The 14,912-nt window shown below is 35.0% G+C and carries 14 protein-coding genes and 1 pseudogene; 5 read left to right on the top strand and 10 right to left on the bottom strand.

The window, feature by feature from the left end; translation table 11 throughout:
• Positions 1 to 75: 75 nt before the first annotated feature.
• The 3 genes from FH036_RS13050 to FH036_RS13040 all read right to left on the bottom strand — a co-directional run bounded on the left by FH036_RS13050 (position 76) and on the right by FH036_RS13040 (position 2,805).
• Positions 76 to 588 (bottom strand): GNAT family N-acetyltransferase, encoded by a 513-nt coding sequence (locus tag FH036_RS13050; RefSeq protein WP_139895840.1) that lies wholly within the window; start codon positions 586 to 588, stop codon positions 76 to 78.
• A 77-nt stretch (positions 589 to 665) separates the two neighbouring features.
• Positions 666 to 1,583: a cysteine synthase A gene (cysK, locus tag FH036_RS13045; RefSeq protein ID WP_139895839.1), complete on the bottom strand. Its 918-nt coding sequence runs from the start codon at positions 1,581 to 1,583 to the stop codon at positions 666 to 668.
• 10 nt (positions 1,584 to 1,593) lie between these two features.
• Positions 1,594 to 2,805, bottom strand: a complete 1,212-nt coding sequence (locus tag FH036_RS13040) for an MFS transporter (protein WP_001149419.1) — start codon at positions 2,803 to 2,805, stop codon at positions 1,594 to 1,596.
• A gap of 244 nt (positions 2,806 to 3,049) precedes the next feature.
• Here FH036_RS13040 and FH036_RS13035 point away from each other — a divergent pair, with 244 nt between their 5' ends.
• Entirely contained in the window at positions 3,050 to 4,690 is a 1,641-nt protein-coding gene (locus FH036_RS13035) for a peptide ABC transporter substrate-binding protein (RefSeq protein ID WP_139895838.1), read from the top strand.
• Positions 4,691 to 4,731: 41 nt separating this feature from the next.
• On the opposite strand, the gene hflX is transcribed toward FH036_RS13035, so the two are convergent.
• Both hflX and FH036_RS13025 read right to left on the bottom strand, forming a co-directional pair.
• Positions 4,732 to 5,991 (bottom strand): GTPase HflX, encoded by a 1,260-nt coding sequence (hflX, locus tag FH036_RS13030; RefSeq protein ID WP_139895837.1) that lies wholly within the window; start codon positions 5,989 to 5,991, stop codon positions 4,732 to 4,734.
• 483 nt (positions 5,992 to 6,474) lie between these two features.
• Positions 6,475 to 7,029: a cobalamin biosynthesis protein CbiN gene (locus FH036_RS13025; protein ID WP_139895836.1), complete on the bottom strand. Its 555-nt coding sequence runs from the start codon at positions 7,027 to 7,029 to the stop codon at positions 6,475 to 6,477.
• A gap of 175 nt (positions 7,030 to 7,204) precedes the next feature.
• Between FH036_RS13025 and FH036_RS13020 the strand changes: the two genes are divergently transcribed.
• Complete coding sequence (locus FH036_RS13020) at positions 7,205 to 8,188, top strand: ketoacyl-ACP synthase III (protein ID WP_139895835.1); 984 nt, start codon at positions 7,205 to 7,207, stop codon at positions 8,186 to 8,188.
• A gap of 50 nt (positions 8,189 to 8,238) precedes the next feature.
• Here FH036_RS13020 and FH036_RS13015 read toward each other — a convergent pair whose 3' ends face one another.
• Positions 8,239 to 9,504 (bottom strand): MFS transporter, encoded by a 1,266-nt coding sequence (locus tag FH036_RS13015; RefSeq protein WP_139895834.1) that lies wholly within the window; start codon positions 9,502 to 9,504, stop codon positions 8,239 to 8,241.
• Between the two features lie 257 nt (positions 9,505 to 9,761).
• Here FH036_RS13015 and FH036_RS13010 point away from each other — a divergent pair.
• Positions 9,762 to 10,610 (top strand): annotated as a pseudogene (locus tag FH036_RS13010) (leucine-rich repeat domain-containing protein); the annotation flags it as partial.
• Between the two features lie 67 nt (positions 10,611 to 10,677).
• Here the strand turns inward: FH036_RS13010 and FH036_RS13005 are convergent.
• Together FH036_RS13005 and FH036_RS13000 are read right to left on the bottom strand one after the other, a co-directional pair.
• A complete protein-coding gene (locus tag FH036_RS13005) occupies positions 10,678 to 11,490 on the bottom strand; it encodes a polyphosphate kinase 2 family protein (RefSeq protein WP_044790468.1) in 813 nt (270 codons plus the stop codon).
• A gap of 271 nt (positions 11,491 to 11,761) precedes the next feature.
• Complete coding sequence (locus tag FH036_RS13000) at positions 11,762 to 12,070, bottom strand: hypothetical protein (RefSeq protein WP_000661600.1); 309 nt, start codon at positions 12,068 to 12,070, stop codon at positions 11,762 to 11,764.
• 91 nt (positions 12,071 to 12,161) lie between these two features.
• On the opposite strand from FH036_RS13000, the gene FH036_RS12995 reads away from it, so the two are divergent.
• The gene (locus FH036_RS12995) at positions 12,162 to 12,626 is read left to right on the top strand and encodes a hypothetical protein (RefSeq protein WP_000823325.1); all 465 of its coding nucleotides are present in this window, start codon (positions 12,162 to 12,164) and stop codon (positions 12,624 to 12,626) included.
• Positions 12,627 to 12,645: 19 nt separating this feature from the next.
• On the opposite strand, the gene FH036_RS12990 is transcribed toward FH036_RS12995, so the two are convergent.
• Positions 12,646 to 12,924, bottom strand: coding sequence for a hypothetical protein (locus FH036_RS12990; RefSeq protein ID WP_000905834.1), 279 nt, complete (start codon positions 12,922 to 12,924; stop codon positions 12,646 to 12,648).
• Between the two features lie 29 nt (positions 12,925 to 12,953).
• On the bottom strand, positions 12,954 to 14,216 hold the full coding sequence (locus tag FH036_RS12985) for an MFS transporter (RefSeq protein WP_139895832.1): 1,263 nt from the start codon (positions 14,214 to 14,216) through the stop codon (positions 12,954 to 12,956).
• A gap of 130 nt (positions 14,217 to 14,346) precedes the next feature.
• Between FH036_RS12985 and FH036_RS12980 the strand changes: the two genes are divergently transcribed.
• The gene (locus FH036_RS12980; protein ID WP_139895831.1) at positions 14,347 to 14,880 is read left to right on the top strand and encodes a GNAT family N-acetyltransferase; all 534 of its coding nucleotides are present in this window, start codon (positions 14,347 to 14,349) and stop codon (positions 14,878 to 14,880) included.
• The last annotated feature ends 32 nt before the right edge of the window (positions 14,881 to 14,912 follow it).

The raw sequence follows: 14,912 nt of genomic DNA, 5'->3' as shown, positions 1-14,912 counted from the left end.
TCCCCCTATAATTGCAGCACAACTTTACTTTTTCATTTATCTATTTCGATATTAGCTTTTCAAATTCCTACTAGATCATATTTCTATCCAATAACGCTGAACAATTTCGCCTGTATGAGAAGAAACCACTTCATCTTCTAACACACCGCCAACCTTTTGAATTGTTTTAGCCGAAGCGATATTAACTTTATCGCAAGTTATTAGCACTTTCTTCAATCCTAATTTTTGCGCTTCACCCAATGCAAGTTTCAATTGTTTCGTCGCATAACCTTGGCGACGTTTATTTGGATGGACACTATATCCAATATGACCACTTTCCCGCAATAATTCTTCGTTTAACCGATGTCTAATATTCACACAACCTATAAGTTCCCCTTTTTCAACACTTAAAAATTGGCTAGACGGTACTCGATTATCTTGTAAGTTTTCTCCCACTTCTTGTATGCTCACTTTTTCAAACCATTCATCGAGAGAATCAAAATTTTGTAAAGAACTACTGCCGTGTGGTTGTTCATCAGCATGTAAAAACGCATCGCGATACTCCATAATTTGTTTGCTATATTCATATGTTGGTTTTAATAGTTTCATTGTGCTTCTCCTCTCTAAATAACCTACAACAAACCCCTTAATAGCTCTCTTTCACCATTAAGGGGTTTCTATCATTTTCATTCAAATAATCCCATACTCAAATAACGCTCCCCTGTATCAGGTGCAATACATAAAACTTTTTTACCAGCGCCTAATCGTTTTGCAATCATAATTGCTGCATAAACAGAAGCACCAGAAGACGGCCCAACTAATAACCCCTCTTGTCTAGCTAAGTTTCTCATTGTCGTTAAAGCCTCTTCGTCTGCAATTTGAATAATTTCGTTATACACTTCTGTATTTAAGTTTTTTGGGATAAACCCTGGACTTGTTCCTACTAGTTTATGAGGACCTGGAACCCCTCCGGATAGTACGGGAGATCCTTTCGGTTCTACTACTGCAACATATAAATTTGGTAGTTTCTCTTTTAACGTTTCACCAGTCCCAGTAATCGTTCCACCAGTTCCTGCCGTTGCTACGAATGCATCAAGCTCTCCATACATTTGTTCATAAATTTCAAGTGCAGTTGTATAACGATGAACATTCGGATTTGCCGGATTTTCAAATTGTTGCGGAATAAAACTATTTGGAATTTGCTTTTGCAATTCTAACGCCTTTGCAATTGCTCCTGGCATTCTTTGTTCTGCTGGTGTTAAAACTACTTCTGCTCCGTATGCTTTTAATAAATTTATACGCTCTTTTGACATATTATCTGGCATAATTAAAACCGCTTTATATCCTTTTGCGGCTGCATTCATCGCTAAGCCTATTCCTGTATTTCCACTTGTCGGCTCAATAATTGTATCTCCTTGTTTGATAAGACCATTCTCTTCTGCAACGTGCAATAAATTATGGGCAGCACGGTCTTTCACACTGCGTGACGGATTAAACATTTCTAGTTTTACATACACATCTGCTGCGTCTTCTGGAATAAATTTAGATAATTTGACGACAGGTGTATCTCCTATTAATTCTGTAATATTTTCACATAATTTCATAGTGCATCCCCTATTCTATCGTTTTCTTATCACTTGGTAATAACCAAGAAGTAAGTCCAATTAATGGTAGACAACTACATAGTAACATAATGAATTGAAGACTATATATGTCAGCTAATTTCCCAAGGACTACAGAACCTAAAGCGCCGAGTCCAAACGCAAGCCCTACAATTAATCCAGATACCATCCCTACTTTTCCAGGAACAAGCTCTTGTGCATATACAACAATTACACTAAAACTACTTGAACTAATAAAACCGATACATAAAAATAGCGGTACGACCCACACGAGTGAAACGTGAGGTAATAAAAGTGCAAGTGGCGCCGAACCTAGCATTGAAAATACAATAATTGTTTTCTTTCCAAATCGATCTGCTAATGGACCACCGAAGAAAGTTCCTAATACACCGGCAATCATAAATGCGAATACGAAATACTGGGCATTTTTTATAGATAAACCGTAATGCTCAATTAAGTAAAATTGATAAAAATTCCCGATACCAGCACCGTACCAAGAACGTACAAAAGTAAGAAAAACAAGAAGTATAATAACAAATTTAATATGTGTACTTACAATCGCATTTTCAGCCTCAAGTGCAGCCCTCTTTTTTCTCCTCACAGCACCAGTAGCTAATTCATTCCTATACCAATTTGATACGAAAATTAATAATACAATTCCTACCGCTGCAAAGGCTGTAAACCCTAAAGAACCAATTTGACCGAGCGGAACGAAAATTAACGCTGTAAAAATTGGAGCTAGGGAATTCCCGGTATTCCCCCCCACTTGATAAATCGCTTGTGCTAAACCTCGCTTCGCACCGGCTGCCATATAAGCAACCCGGGCACCTTCTGGATGAAAGACTGCGGAACCTAATCCGATAAATAAAACAGAAATAATAACAATAATAAAGTTCGGTGCAAATGCAAGTCCGATCATCCCAAGCATACTTGAAAACATACCGAGCGGTAATAAAAATGGTGACGGCTTCTTATCCGAATACATACCAAAAACTGGCTGCATAATCGATGACGTCATATTTAACGCGAACGCAATCCACCCTACTTGCATATAGGATAAATTCATCGTTTTTTCCAAAATAGGAAATAACGCGGGCACAACTGCTTGCATCGAATCATTTAAAAAATGACCGAAACTAATCGCAAATAGTATTCGATATATTGTCGGTGTTTCTACTGTGTTTTTTTGCGAAACTGCCTGCATATATGAATCTCTCCTTCCTGTACAAAATATATATTTATTAAAGTAAGTGTAATAAAGTAAAGCTTTAACCCTAATAAATTCTGACTTTTGAAACATTTCTATTCTATACTGGTTTCATTTCTTTTTCCAGAAATATCACTTCTTACATAATATATTTTTTCTATACGTTTTATCGGATTTATTTATAGAAATTTTCTATATTTTCTTTTATACTAAGGCAGAGATGAAGGGAAGGATGACAGCTATGAAGAAAAAAACTAAAGGAATTGTTGCACTCTCAATCACATTATCTATGTTTTTAACAGCATGTGGTCAAAAACAAGAGGCAACAACTACCGGAGAAAAGAAAAAAGCATCTTCAAAACAAGTATTAAACATTGTAGAAGCTGGGGAAATTTCTACACTTGATTCATCTATCGCAACCGATGGGTTTTCTTACGCTGCATTAAACAACGTAATGGAAGGATTATATATGCCTGGTCCTGACAATAAACCTGTTCCTGCAGCTGCTGAATCATACAAACTGAGTGAAGACGGAAAAACATATACATTTACATTACACGATTCAAAATGGTCAAATGGCGATCCAGTAACTGCTCATGATTTTGAATATGCATGGAAACGTGCCGTAAATCCAGAAACCGCTTCTGAATACGCACATATTATGTTCGATATTAAAAACGCAGAAAAAATAAATAAAAAAGAATTGCCAATTGACTCATTTGGTGTAAAAGCAATTGACGATAAAACATTAGAAGTACAGTTAGAACACCCTGTCCCATACTTTTTAGGTTTAATGGGATTTGCAACATTTTATCCTCAAAACAAAAAGGTTGTAGAAGCACAAGGGAAAAATTACGGACTTGAAGCTGCAAATGTAGTGTATAACGGACCTTTCCAATTAAGTGAATGGAAACATGATACAAGTTATAAAATGACGAAAAACCCGAACTACTGGGATAATAAAAATGTGAAATTAAATGAAATTAATGTACATATTGTAAAAGATACTTCAACAGCTGTTAATTTATTTGAAAGCAAACAAGTAGACCGTATTACGATAAATTCAGAGTTTGTTGATAAATATCAAAAAGATCCTAGCTTAAAGAAAATGGAACGTCCTTCTGTGACGTTTTTCCGATTTAGTCAAAAGAACCCTTTGTTAGCAAACAAAAATGCTCGTAAAGCTATTTCGCTTGCTTTTGATAAACAAGGAATCGCAACAACGATTTTAAACAATGGTTCTATACCTGCGAATGCATTCGTTCCAAAAGGATTCGTAAAAGGACCTGACAATAAAGATTTTCGCAGTACAAGTAATGTAAAAGTAGAAACAAATGTGAAAGAAGCTAAAACACTATGGGAAACTGCGAAAAAAGAAACAAATTTACAAAATGCTTCTCTTTCAATCATAACAACTGATGAATCTAACGATAAAAAAATTAGTGAGTTTTTAAAAGGTGAACTGGAGAAAAACTTACCTGGATTAAAAATCACATTACAACCACTTCCAGTAAAAGCATTTTTAGATCGTGAAGGAAATGGTGATTTTGAAATTTCACTTTCTACATGGGGACCAGATTATCCTGATCCTACAACATTTTTAAATATGTTTGTCACTGACGGACCGTTTAATAAAATGAGTTATTCAAACAAACAATACGATGAATTAATTGAGAAAACGAGCTCTACTTTAGTAACTGACTTACCAGCACGTTGGAAAGCGTTCCAAGATGCTGAGAAAATCTTACTTGAAGATGATGCAGCTATCGCTCCAATCTTCCAATCAGGACTTGTATATTTAGAACGTCCAACAGTAAAAGGTGTTGTTGTTCGTCCATTTGCAGGAATTTATTCTTATAAGTGGGCCTCTATTACGGAATAAGAAAAAGGCGATCCTAAAACATATTAGGATCGCCTTCTTTATTAAATTGCAAAACGCTTATATTTTTCGTAATCGCTCGTCTTACATTCCACTTCTAGTTTCGTACCTTCGTTTTCATAACTCGTAGATAGAACGTGCGCATGAGTATTGAAATAAGAAACTACCTGTCCTTGATCATACGGAATTAACATTTCACACTTCGTATACTCTTTATAAATGTGTGTGCGAATCATTTCGACAAGCTCTTTTATTCCAACATGTTTCTTCGCCGATAAATAAACACGGTCTTCTTGTACTTTCGGAATTTCAACATCTACCATATCTGATTTGTTATAAGCATAGATTGTTGGAATATTTTCTACTCCAATTTTCTTTAACGTTTCATTTGTAATATCAATTAACTGTTCATAATTCGGATTTGCATAATCTACAACGTGAATAAGTAAGTCTGCTTCCGCTACTTCTTCTAACGTTGAACGGAATGCTTTCACAAGATGATGCGGTAATTTACTTACAAATCCAACTGTATCTGTTAATAAGAATGATTTATTATCTGGTAAATCAATATTTCGCACCGATGTTTCTAACGTCGCGAATAACATATCTTTTTCAAATACTTGTTTTTCTTCTGTCCCATTATAAATTTCAAGCATCGCATTCATCGTCGTTGATTTTCCTGCGTTCGTATAACCTACTAATGCTACAACAGGAATTTCATTTTTTTTACGTTGCTTTCGCTGCGTTTGACGCTGCGCAACAAGAGCTTCTAAATCTTTATTTAAAACTGAAATTTGTTCTTCAATTTTACGACGATCCAACTCTAATTTCTTCTCACCGACACCTTTATTTTTCGTACCAACACCGCCGCTCTGTCTTCCTAACGATTCACGAAGACCAATTAAACGAGGCATCATATACTGAAGGTGGGCCACCTCTACTTGCAGCTGCGCTTCCTTCGTTTTCGCACGTTGCGCAAAAATATCTAAAATTAATATGGTACGGTCAATTACTTTACAATCTAAATCCGCTTCTAAATTTCGAATTTGCGAAGGAGATAATTCGTCATTAAAGATGACCATATTTGCATCTACTTCATTTACATAGGCTGCTACTTCTTCAATCTTTCCTTTTCCAATATAATGGGATGGATTTACACGTTGCAAATTTTGCGTCACTTGTCCAATTACCTCTACATCACAAGCTTCTGCAAGATTCGTTAGCTCTTCCATCGAATATGCAAAATCATCCTCATTACCTAAATTTACTCCAACTAAAACTGCTCTTTGTAATAATTCTTCCATATATTTATTCCTCCATTTCGATTACGTAAAATAAAAAACACAGGTCGCTGCCTGTGTTTTCGTAAACGGATAAGGGTTCACCAAAGAAATAGAAGAAAGTTGTGCTTTCATCCTATCTCATAGTCAATAAGTCCCAAAATCATATACGTATCCACAATAAGTGTTCACCTATACGATACCATTCTATTTATAAAGGCAAAACAAAAAGAGGGCGTATTCGTCCCTCCCTCTTTTTCACATATAAGCTTAATAAAGGGTTCCTTTAAAATAGGCAGACCAATCCCGTTCACTCTGTACACAGACAGAGCCTTTGAGCGCTATTCAATTATTGGCACAAAGTATTGAGACGTAATCTGATTAAGATCAAAGGAAGCCCCTCCGTTCATTTTAAGTTACATAAAGTGTAGCATAAGTAATTCGCTTTCACAAGGTTAAACCACCTATAGAACCTGAAAGAAAATCTTTGTATTTTTACTTTAATCGTCATTTTTTGCGCTTTTTTCTTACAATAAAAATCACAAGAGGTACTATCAGTAACAGACCTACAGAAAGAGTAACAACTTGCCACCAGCTTAAACCGTTCAACATGCCACCTTTTAAATCGACTTTCTTTGTCGGAACAGATTCTTTTGCAATTTGACTTAAAGTTACTTTGTCCGCCCCTGCCTCATCTAATCTCTTCGTTCTACTACAACTATTTGTGTGTAATTGTTTTTCCAATCCTCTTTGAGAAGAATATACTAAGTACTCTCCTCCTTTCACAAAGTGAAATACACAATCACCACCATTTGTATATACAATAATTTGCGAAGAATTTGTCCCTTTCCAAATTTTCTTCACTTCAAATAATACTTCAATTCCACCCCCTTCTTTCCTTCCAACCTCAATTACTTTTCCCTCAAACACTACATCGTTTTTTTGAAAGGCCTCTTCTGCTGATACGTTAATACAATCACAAGCATAAGATTTCTCTGAAAAAATAATAAGAATAAAGCTACAAATAATGACAACAGGCAACATGCGTAAAACTGTTTTCAAGGAGCTCAACTCACTTCATTATCAATTTTAAAAACTTCTCGTATATTATTTTTTACAACACTCGCTAAATTCCTTCATAGTAAGCTAAGTCGTTCAATACACCAAAAATCTATATTGACATTTTTATAACCTGATATTAGTATCAGGTTATAAAATAAAGTTAGGAGCTGTTCCTATGAATTCTAAATCTCGTATTACTGCAATTGGTACTCATGTTCCAAATCAAATACTCTCTAATCATGATTTAGAAAAAATGATCGATACGAATGATGAATGGATTGTACAAAGAACAGGAATGAAGGAAAGAAGGATTGCTAGCGAAGACGAATACTCCTCACACTTAGCCATTAAAGCAATTGAAAATTTATGTACAACATATAAGAAAAACTTAGAAGATGTCGACTGTATCATTGTCGCTACTACTACTGCTGATTACGTTTTCCCTAGTGTTGCTTGCCAAATACAACAATACTTCAACATACCTCATACAATGGCATTTGATTTAAATGCCACTTGCGCTGGTTTCACATATGGCTTGCACGTCGGTAATAGCTTGATTACTTCTGGATCACATAAAAAAGTACTTGTCGTAGCGACAGAGACATTATCAAAAGTTACTGATTACTCCGATAGAACGACCTGCATTTTATTTGGCGATGGTGCTGGAGCTATTTTATTAGAAAGAGATGAGAACAAACCAAGCTTTATCGCGTATCATATGGGCACAAATGGGCACGGCGGTATTCATCTATATAGAACAAACTTATCTACTACTATGAATGACACCCCACTGCAAACAAATGAAAAAATCGTTCAAAATGGAAAAGAAGTATATAAATGGGCAACACGTACGGTGCCAGCAGGTATAAAAGAACTATTACATACTGCAAATATGCAAAAAGATGATATAGACTGGCTCATTCCTCATAGCGCTAACTTACGCATGATTGAATCTATTTGTGAAAAATCTCAAATTCCAATACAAAAAACATTAACGAGCGTGGAATATATGGGGAATACATCTTCTGTCTCTATTCCACTCGCTCTAGATTTAGCTAGAAAAGAAGGGAAATTAAATAACGGAGACACACTTTTACTGTACGGATTTGGTGGTGGTCTTACACATTTAGGTCTTATTGTGGAGTGGGATTTAATTTAAGTTTATAAAAAGAGGTTCTAGTTAGTAACTAGAACCTCACTTCAATTTCGTTATCCTTTTCGAGACCATATCACAACAGGAATAAGCATGAAAGCTAAAACCCCTCCAGCTAATGATAATGCCGCATAACTTGAATTCGCCACTACCATACCTGACATCGCTCCGCCTGAAGCTCCAGCTAGCGCAATAAACACATCTATCTTCCCTTGTGTTTTTGCACGTGTGGAAGGTATAGTTGCATCAACAATTTGAGCAGTACCACTGATTAAACCGAGGTTCCACCCTAATCCAAGTAAAGACAAAGCAACGATTATTAGTATTAAAGAATCACTCGGCGCTATCGCAGCTATGACACCTGCTGCTAATAAAATTACTCCGCCAGCTATACTCATCGTAGTTCTTCCAATTTTATCAATTAGCATTCCCGTAACGAGAGATGGAAGGTACATTGCACCTACATGAAAACCAATTACAAGACCTACTGCACTTAAAGCGTGACCGTGGTGCCCCATATGAACTGGAGTCATCGTCATAATGGCAACCATCACAATTTGCGTAAGTATCATTACGATAGCTCCCACAGTAATGCCTCGTTTGTTTTCTGTCGCTTCTTCTATTACTGGTTGCCCTTTATATGTATGCTCTTGTTTATATGTTTCTATCATATTAGCAACAAGTAACGGATCTGGACGAAGCATAACAAATAGGACAAGACCAGCCAGTATAAATGCCGCTGCTGATAATATGAACGGACCAGCAAGTTCAGGAATTCCAATTGAATGAGCAAACCTTCCCATTACACCTACTAAATTCGGACCTGCGACTGCACCAAAAGTCGTCATTACCATAGTAATACTAACAGCAGTTGCTCGTTGCTTCTTATTCGCTAAATCCGTTCCAGCATAACGCGCTTGTAAATTTGTAGCTGTGCCCGCGCCATATATAAGTAAAGAAACTAGTAAAAGAATAATACTATTTATTAAAGCTGCCAATACAACTCCAATAGCCCCTAGTCCACCTACTATAAAACCCGCTGCAAGCCCTACGCGGCGACCATACTTTTGCGATAACTTCCCAACAAAGAAAGCCGCTATCGCAGATCCCATCGTAAACATAGCAGCCGGTAAACCTGCAAATGCATCTGTCCCAAGCATTTGCTGCGCAAGAAGTGCACCTACTGTAATCCCAGCAGCTAACCCAGCTCCGCCAAACATTTGTGAAATGCTTACGATTAGTAACGTTCGTTTATATAATTTTTTTTGTTCTTCTTCTGTATACATATGATTACTTATTAAAGCTCCCGCCTCATCTAACAAGTTCTCATCCTCCCTTTGAAATAAAATCCCCTTGTTAATGTACTATGTTTTCCATTACATATACAACGACATTTTCTATTCATTCTTTTCATTCTAAACACTTGCTAACCATAGACTACTTATCTCATGCTATATTAAAAATACTACTATTTACAATATGCAAGGAGAAAACAATGAAAAAAAACCTAGAATTATGTGAGGCTTGCAAACAAAACCCAGTACATAAAATAGAAGAATCCGGTGAAGCAAATCAATCACAAAACTTTTTAGTTATGAATGGCAGCGTACAAATTCATGAAAATAGACTGGATGAATACGTAGACTTCATTAATACAAATAACTTTACCGATGTTTACATTAATGATCTTAGGTATAGTTTAAATCATATTAACTTTCTAGAACGCTGCCCGCAAATTGAAAGCTTACATATTAGTAGTACATGTATTACTGACTACTCATCATTATATAATTTAAAAAACTTAAAATCTTTAGCACTAGAAGAATCACAAGTTCCACTAAACTTAACAGCACTAGAAAGCTATACAAATTTGGAGGAACTTTACATACAGTGGAATAAAAACATTACAGGATTCGAATCTTGTCCTAATTTAAAAGAACTATACATTTGGAAATACAAACCGAAACAAAAAAACCTTGAAGAATTAATGTCTTTACAAAAACTTGAAAAACTAAGCATTACACAAGGGAATATTAACTCATTAAAGGGATGTAGCGCATTCCCAAAATTAAAGCATTTAGAAATCAATTATTTAAGAAATTTAGAACATATTGATGAAATTGAACACAACGCTTCAACTTTAACATACATCGAATTCAATAATTGCAGTAAAATGAAAAACCACGACTATTTACGTTATTTAACAGAGATAGAAACAGTCATTCTATCAAGTTGTGGTAACATACAAAATCTACAATTCGTTAAAGAGCTACCTAAATTAAAGCTTTTAAGCTTCTTGGATTCTACAATTGTAGACGGCAATTTAGAACCTTGCGTCGGAATTGACTTTATTGGCTTTAATAATAAGAAGCATTATACTCATAAGTTTAATGAATTAAACAAAGATCATAAATCCACTCTAGTATAATAAAAAAACTATCCCATAAATATACTTATGGGATAGCCCTATTCATACCGCATATACAGGTCTTTTACTATTTAACTCCTGCATCTTGCACAGATTCAATTCCTTCCGTCTTACCCTCTTTCATCTCATAATAATACGAAGGTAATTCTATATTATGTTCTACAAGGTAATCCTCAATTAATGAAATAATCACTTTCAACGTTTTCAAACGAGCGTATAATTTATCGTTACTCGCGATAATTTGCCATTTCGCATTTGGTCTATTTGTTTTTTCAAACATTTCTTCCATCGCTTCAACATACTCGTCCCATTTTTCACGGTTACGCCAATCTTCATCTGTAATTTTCCATCTTTTTAAAGGATTGTTCTCTCTATCCTTAAACCTCTTTAGCTGTTCATCTTTACTAATATGATAGAAAAACTTCCCGATTATATAATGATCATCTGTTAGTAGTTTTTCAAAATCATTAATCTCGTCATACGCTCTCGTCCACTCTTCCTTTGTAGCAAAACCTTCAACACGCTCCACTAACACACGGCCGTACCATGAGCGATCAAAAATAGTAATTTGCCCGTACTGAGGAAGTTTACGCCAGAAACGTTGCAAGTAATGGTATCGTTTTTCATGAGGTGCCGGTGCTCCAATTGGATTTACTTGAAACCCACGCGGATCAAGGTGTTCCGTCACTCGTTTAATCGCCCCACCTTTTCCAGCCGCATCCCAGCCTTCCATAACGAGCATAACTGCAATTTTTTCTTCTTTTACAATTTGCTGCAACGCTAATAAGCGCCTTTGATATTTTTCAAGTTTCTTATTGTACTTAGATTTCGATTCAATTCTTTTCGTTACATCTACTTTATCAAGAACTCCATTTTCCATAAAACAAATCCCCCTTGTTGTATGACACTGTTATTTTAACATATCCATTGGGATTTTTTTCAAATTAATTTTTTTTCGAAAAACAATCTCTACTTTTTTATATCGATAAATTAACTTCACCAATATAACTTTTAAGCACACCTATTATTAATTACAAAAACAAAAAAGGAGACTATGCAAAAAAATCTCTACACAGTTTCCTTTTTTAAGTTATATGTCGCTTACTTAGAAAGACTAACAATAAAAATAGGAACTCCATCGATTCATCATACTACAAACGAATAACAGGCGGAATACCTCCTTCTGGTAAAAAATAAGCAAATACTGTAAATCCAATGATTAACATTGAAAATAATGTTATTATAATTCCACCTGGTAATGTTAGAAAAAGAGTATTCGGCCTTCTCTTCATAGAGAAAATCATCGAGTATCCCCCCAGAAGAAGACTTATTATAGCAATAGTCACATAAACAACTACTGCATACCATGGATTGAGTTCTAATAAAACACCAGAAATAAATATATACAAAAATAATAATTGTAGAAAAATACTGCTTCCCATACTTACGAGTTCTTTCAAGATATATCCCCCCCTAAATCGCATGGTATATTATCTTAAAAAGAGAAGAAAATAACAAACAAATTCATTAAAGAATGGGAGCTCTCAAAAAATGAAACGAAAAATATTAACTCTCTTTACGCTTATATGCTTAGCACTACCAATACAAGCTAGTGCATACACATTTCAATCCCTACCAATTGCATCAAAGTCTAAACAATGGTATATCGAAATTGATAAATCTCATAACGTAAACAAGCAAGCAATCCAGCCAAAACAAGGTGTATTTGATACATATAGTTTACTCGTAAAAAACATCGGTCATGATGTATCAAACGTATCCGTGGAAATACTTGATAACAATCCTACCTCTAAAGCTACCTTTAAACCTACTACACCTAATGAAAATATTTCTAAAAGTCATACAAGCTTTGACTACATGGTATTCCCATTAGACTTTAATAGCCATAATTTTAAAGTTGTGATTACTTGGGAAGAAAAGAACTTTTCTTACAACGGCCATCCAGTAAATGAAAGTAAAAAACTGAAACAAACATTTGTATTTAATGAAGAGTAAGCCCTAATTTAATTAGGGCTTACTCTTCATTTACAAAACCAGTTTGAATGGCTTCTGTCACTTCTTTTGTGATGTCCAGTTTTGTTGCATCGGTGCTAATTTTCTTATGCCAAATATGCACGGAAGGCTTTTCGTTACAAAAATGTTTTATTAATACTAGTTGATTATATGCTAGCTTATTTTCTCTATGGGTAGCAATATAGACTGTGAAATTTTTTGCTTCAAAGATCTTTTCCTGCAAAGTATATTGGTTGTCCCATTCCTTTGCGACTATATCGTTCAAATTTTTTATAAGCATATAAGTCGTTCCCACCTTCCCTTATATCATCAATCAAATCTTCGAATACTCGGCACACATAATGCTACTCCAATTGTTACAAGTACTAAAATAGCTAGTGTTACAATCGTTATCTCGCCACCTATGACAGTAGCTAACCATCCTACAACTACATAACCTAGTGGCAATAAAGCAAATGAACCTAACATATCAAGGCTTGCCACTCTTCCAAATGCTTCTTCTGGCACGAGCTCTTGTAAACTCGTTTCCCAAATGAGTCCAAATATCATCATACCGAACCCTTCAATTGCCATTAATACAATTAAAACAGGTGCCCAAGTAATGAACGGCATTATTAAAAGCGCACAACCACTTATTAAAACACCACCATAGGCAAGTATTCCCCGCTTATACCACCGTTCTCTCCCGCCGAATATTAGCGCAGCAACTACAGCTCCAACACCAGAGGATGCCATTCCTAATCCATACACATATGCTTCAAAATGATGATGAACATTAAATAACCATGGAATTAATACGACGATAATTCCTGCATAACAAATATTGATGAAAGAAAAGACTAAAATTGTAATCCATAGCCACGGATGACTTTTTAAAACAAAAACACCTTCCATAAACTCTTGTTTATAATCGACTTTTTTCTTTTCAATAGGTTTTACTTTTTTAAACTTTATTTCTCTTAAAAATAATAAACAAAAAAATGATAGCAAATATGTTACTGCATCTAGTCCAAACCCTATTCCGGCAGATGCAACTGAAACGATCAATCCTCCAAGAGCCGGTCCAATTAGTCGTATACCTTGATTGCTCATTTGCGTTAATGAATTAGCTGCATTTCGAATTTCTGGTACAAATACTTTCGCTCTTACAGCCGCATATGCTGGCTGAAATATCCCTTCCATAAGTCCATATAATGCTACAAGTACATATAGAAGTGGAATTGTTAAAACATCCATAAATATAAGTATTGCAAGTAATAGCATTAATACGCAGCGAATTATATCTGTAAATAACATTACTTTCACCCGATCCATTCGATCTACTACTAATCCAGCAAACGGTAACGCAAGAATATTAGGAAGCATGTACATTGCCATAGTCATTCCCATTACAACTGTTGAACCAGTTAATGAATACACAACGACTGGCAAAATAACCATCGTTATCGAACTACCTAAAGTCGAAAGCAATTGCCCAATCCACAAAAATTTAAAATGTGGTGACGCTTTAACTGGCAATAGCAATTTACCGATATAGCTTAATTTTTTCTCTGTTGGTATTTCTCCTTGCATACCTCTCTCCTCTTTTCGAAAGATTAAATCATCCCAATGAAATGTTTTATTTTTAATAATATTCAATCTAATTATATATGAAATTATCAAATTTATGGTAATATTATCAAAAACATAAAGGAGATAATATATGAAAACAATTGAGACAGAAAGACTCATACTACGCTCATTACAATTATATGACGCTCTAGTAATTGAAAAATTAGCTGGCGATTATGATGTTGCTAAAACAACCCTATCTATTCCACACCCATACCCGAATGGCTCTGCAAAAGATTTTATTACACATATGATACAAGCAGAAACCGATAAAAAAGTTGTGATTTTTTCTATATTAAATAAAAATAATAAAGAATTATTAGGTGTAATTAATTTAAATTTAAATGCTACCCATAAACGTGGGGAACTGGCCTATTGGATTGGAAGACCTTATTGGGGAAATGGATTTAGCACCGAAGCAGCAAAAGCATTGCTACATTATGGATTCAACGAGCTACATTTAAATAAAATATTCGCAGCATCTTTTACAAATAATCCTGGTTCATGGCGAATTATGGAGAAAATCGGAATGAAACATGAAGGAACGTTTAAACAACATGTTATAAAATCAGGAGAATCTATGGATCTTACATACTATGGAATATTACTTGATGATTACAAATAAAAAAGGTGTTTTCATAAATGAAAACACCTTTT

This window comes from Bacillus sp. CD3-5, assembly GCF_006349665.1.
GTDB lineage: Bacteria > Bacillota > Bacilli > Bacillales > Bacillaceae_G > Bacillus_A > Bacillus_A paranthracis.
This window is presented reverse-complemented; position numbering and strand designations above follow the sequence as displayed.

Coding starts and splice junctions, on each gene's coding strand:
- FH036_RS12985 (WP_139895832.1), bottom strand. CDS start 14,216: ATGCAAGGAGAAATACCAACAGAGAAAAAATTAAGCTATATCGGTAAA.
- FH036_RS12980 (WP_139895831.1), top strand. CDS start 14,347: ATGAAAACAATTGAGACAGAAAGACTCATACTACGCTCATTACAATTA.
- FH036_RS13050 (WP_139895840.1), bottom strand. CDS start 588: ATGAAACTATTAAAACCAACATATGAATATAGCAAACAAATTATGGAG.
- cysK (WP_139895839.1), bottom strand. CDS start 1,583: ATGAAATTATGTGAAAATATTACAGAATTAATAGGAGATACACCTGTC.
- hflX (WP_139895837.1), bottom strand. CDS start 5,991: ATGGAAGAATTATTACAAAGAGCAGTTTTAGTTGGAGTAAATTTAGGT.
- FH036_RS13020 (WP_139895835.1), top strand. CDS start 7,205: ATGAATTCTAAATCTCGTATTACTGCAATTGGTACTCATGTTCCAAAT.
- FH036_RS13005 (WP_044790468.1), bottom strand. CDS start 11,490: ATGGAAAATGGAGTTCTTGATAAAGTAGATGTAACGAAAAGAATTGAA.
- FH036_RS12990 (WP_000905834.1), bottom strand. CDS start 12,924: ATGCTTATAAAAAATTTGAACGATATAGTCGCAAAGGAATGGGACAAC.
- FH036_RS13035 (WP_139895838.1), top strand. CDS start 3,050: ATGAAGAAAAAAACTAAAGGAATTGTTGCACTCTCAATCACATTATCT.
- FH036_RS12995 (WP_000823325.1), top strand. CDS start 12,162: ATGAAACGAAAAATATTAACTCTCTTTACGCTTATATGCTTAGCACTA.
- FH036_RS13040 (WP_001149419.1), bottom strand. CDS start 2,805: ATGCAGGCAGTTTCGCAAAAAAACACAGTAGAAACACCGACAATATAT.